The organism is uncultured Thiodictyon sp., from assembly GCF_903828115.1.
GTDB lineage: Bacteria > Pseudomonadota > Gammaproteobacteria > Chromatiales > Chromatiaceae > Thiodictyon.
In genome coordinates, this window is record NZ_CAIKKU010000184.1 from 1 (window position 1) to 2,635 (window position 2,635).

The window sequence follows — 2,635 nt, forward strand, 5'->3', positions numbered from 1 at the left end:
AGAGACGCAGAGACGGTGACCCGCGACGCTCGGGTAACCCGCGAAATCTCGTCGCGGCTGAAGCCGCTCCCACAGCGTCGCTGCGCGACTTTCACGGTAAAGCCTCGACCTCCTGTCCCCTGCGGCCGGGCAGCCAACCCCACGCGGACCGATTGGCAGCCCTGGTCAATCCCCCAACCGCCCCCGCTGCTCCAAATCCTGCGCCCGCTGCCGCACCCGCCGCTCATAGCTCGCCTGATTCTTGGTACAGACCAGGGTATAGGGCCGCCCCTTCTTGTCGGTCGCCAGATCGAGATCACTGTTGCTGCGTCTCGCCACCTCGGTCACATGGGTGCGCTCGCCCTCCGCGGCCTTGAGCTTCCAGACCGATTCCATGGGGGAGGCGAGAAAACGCGAGAGTCCCTGGCAATAGTTGCAGGAGCAGCTGAGCTTCGCCGGGCGGCTCAGGTCGGCCGGGGGTTCCAGCGGTTCGGCGATGCGTTGGTCCAAGTGGGCGCGGGTCGCCTTTAGCAGTGCGTCGATGGCGGTGGGTCGCGGACCCGTAGCGGTCGCGGCCTTCAGAATGAGGGCGGCGGGGAGCAGGATGCCGTCCATGCCATAGCGCACCGAATCGGCCATGAAATGATCTAGTGCCCGGTCGGCGAGCGATGAGTCGATGCGCGCGAGCGCCGTCAGGGTCTGGACGACCAGGTCCGGCGTCGGGGGTGCACGGCGCTGGCGGGGATCGACGAACCGGTTGTCCGGGCCGGCTGGCGGCTGCGCCTCGGTGGTGAGTGCGGCGAGCAGCGCGAGTGCCGCGGCGCGCCAGGGCTCGGGGTCGCCCGCGGGGTCCGCGCTCACGCGGGCTAGCAGGTCCGCGCAGGCGGCCGGTTGACGCCCTGCATTGCCGGCGACGATGGCTGCCAGCAGGTCGGCGGCGCGCGCCGTCGGCAGTCGGGCGAGCATGGCCGCGAGCGATTCGTTGTCCTGAGGGCCATAGGCCCCGGCCGCGGATTGTCCGGCCACGAAGACCGCGGCGCACTCGGGGTCGTCCAGCCGCGCCAGGGCATCGAGCAGCATCCGGGTCTGGCCGGCCCCGCTCGCGTGTTGGCGCGCCCAGTCGTCCGTTGGCCAGGCGGCGCTGATCCGGGCGGCGAGTGCGCGCGCCTCGGTGCGCAAGGGGTCCTCGGGGGCTTGGCCGGCCGCTTGCCATTGCCGCACCAACTCGTCCAGGAAGGGCAGGCTCACCGCCAGCCCCCCGGCCGCCAGGACGGCCGCCCGATTGGTCCGGGGCCAGAGGACCAGCGCGGCGCATTGGTAGAGGCGCTCGAAGGAGGCGCCGGCGTTTCCGGTCGCCTCGGAAAACTCGGGTTCCGAATCGTCCCGCGCCTCGAAGGCGCCCGGCGGCGCGACCTCATCGCCGAAGAAGGGCAGGGCGCCCATGGCCGGGCGGGTGCCGTCCGGGTGGCGCCAGTCATGCAGCGACTCGTTGCTCTCGTCGACCTCGCCGATCTCAAAGTCGGGGTCGTGCCAATCGCCGGTGGATTCGGCCCAGCCGGATTCCTCCACACTCGCCAGGGCCAGGAACAGGTCGCAGTCGGCCGCGCGGGCGGCGGCGCTGACCACGGCGGCGACCGCCGCATCCGCGCCCTTAAGGGTGTCGAATCCCAACTCGGCCGGCGTATAGGCGTGCTCCAGCGGATAGACCAGCTTCAGCGGCACCGCGGCGGCCGGGTCCTGCGACGCGTCGAGCGCCCGGCCCCAAGCGCGCAGCAGGTCGGTTGCCTGGGCCTGCTCGGCATCGTAATCGGGCAGTTGCGGGAGCGGTTCACCCTGTGGACGAATCAGGTTATAGATCAGGGTCAACCGGTGGCCGGAATGGATGGGCAGGACCTCATGCAGACAATCGGCATAGAAGGCGGCAAATGCGGCCTCGGACGGCTCGTCGCGATGCAGGTCGAGCCGGACCTCCTGACCGCGGTGACGCACCACCAGCTCGCCGCCCTCGAAGTCCCCGGGCAGGACCACGACGAGCGTTGCGAACATCCCGTGCGACTTCTCGGTGTCGCGGTGCGAGAGGAAGAAACTGCCCTCCTCATAAACCAGCAGCTTGTAGAGTTCGGCCTCCACCCGGCCGGTGATGCCGAAGGTCGCGGTGATCCGGGCCACCACGGACGCCAGGTCCTCGGCCCAGCGCCGGCCGGTGATCCGCATCCGCTCGGCGTCGATCTGCCAGGTGCGCCGGACCTGGGTGTCCACCAGCGTCTCGGTGCCGCGTCCATAGGGTGCCTGCTCGGCGACCGACTTGAGTTGCCCGGCCTGCGCCGACTGGAGCGGGAGGGCGATGGGGCCGACCCCTTCGATCTCGAGCCGGGGCGGGTGTATGTCGAAGGTGCCGGTGGCATAGAAGGCGCCGGGGCGTTGGACCCGGGCCAGGCATTCGGCGAGTGCGGCGGCGAGTTCGGGCATGGGAAAGGGCTCCAGGATCGCGAGATGGTTTCGGGCGCGAGGGCCTCGATCGTCGTTCCGGCCGGAGCGCCTGTAGGGTGCGCCGCGCGCACCCGTCACTGCCATCAAGTTAAGCGCTGCAGCCCAAGGCCCTGGAGTCCAAGGCTTCAGCCTTGGAGGGCGCCAAGGCTGAAGCCTTGGACTCCAG

General features: G+C 70.2%; 1 protein-coding gene. It reads right to left on the bottom strand.

Features of this window, described 5'->3' with window-relative positions:
* Positions 1-165 precede the first annotated feature (165 nt).
* Entirely contained in the window at positions 166-2,448 is a 2,283-nt protein-coding gene (locus QZY48_RS06575; protein ID WP_295429253.1) for a 2OG-Fe(II) oxygenase, read from the bottom strand.
* Positions 2,449-2,635 lie beyond the last annotated feature (187 nt).

Excerpts from the sequence above, each read along its gene's own strand:
- QZY48_RS06575 (WP_295429253.1), bottom strand. The coding sequence starts at position 2,448 with ATGCCCGAACTCGCCGCCGCACTCGCCGAATGCCTGGCCCGGGTCCAA.